This window comes from Vibrio sp. 10N.222.46.A1, from assembly GCF_041473595.1.
Classification (GTDB): Bacteria; Pseudomonadota; Gammaproteobacteria; order Enterobacterales; family Vibrionaceae; genus Vibrio; species Vibrio tasmaniensis_A.
Genome location: NZ_JBFRSN010001334.1, coordinates 1 through 812, shown reverse-complemented (window position 1 = coordinate 812; position 812 = coordinate 1). Strand labels below are relative to the sequence as shown.

The window sequence follows — 812 nt, the reverse complement described above, 5'->3', positions numbered from 1 at the left end:
AATGCCTTGTAGTAAAGCCGTCGCTGTCTTGTCACCCACACCCGGAACACCAGGGATGTTATCGACTTTATCGCCCATCAGTGCCAAGTAATCGATGATCAGTTCTGGTGGGATACCAAACTTCTCAATCACACCTTCGCGATCCATTACCACGTTGGTCATGGTGTTGATCAGAGTAACGTTGTCATCAACTAACTGCGCCATATCTTTATCACCAGTACTGATAAGTACAGGCATCCCCATCGCAGAAGCTTGAGAAGCCAACGTACCAATCACGTCATCTGCTTCAACGCCAGGAATAGAGATAAGTGGCAAACCCATCGCACGAATCACATTGTGCAATGGTTCTATCTGGCAACGAAGATCGTCAGGCATAGGTGGGCGGTTTGCTTTGTACTCTGGGTACATGTCATCACGGAACGTTTTCCCTTTCGCATCAAAAATAACCGCAATACGATCAGAAGCAAATTGACGCATCATGCTGCGTAGCATGTTAACTACACCATAAACAGCGTTCGTTGGGATATCACCATTGCTCATGGTGCCAGGGTAAGCATGGAACGCGCGATATAGGTAAGAAGAGCCATCGATCAGAATCAATGGATTATCAGGAATACGAGCCATAATATTTGTGAATCCAGTAAGTACAGAAATTATCTGTTAAGAATGCCACGTCTGTTGGTTGGATTCCATGTTGTCGATCTGTATCCGTTCACTCGGTTGTATTCGTTATAATCGATTTGTTGTTATTTTTTGTTCTTAGACGCAAGCGTTCTGTGGATAACTCTGTTTATATTATTTATCCACCCTGT

General features: G+C 44.2%; 1 protein-coding gene. It reads right to left on the bottom strand.

Features of this window, described 5'->3' with window-relative positions; genetic code table 11:
* Nucleotides 1-624: 5'-3' exonuclease H3TH domain-containing protein (locus tag AB4496_RS26395; RefSeq protein ID WP_372132856.1), on the bottom strand; the 624-nt coding region annotated here is incomplete at its 3' end.
* Between the last annotated feature and the right edge of the window lie 188 nt (nt 625-812).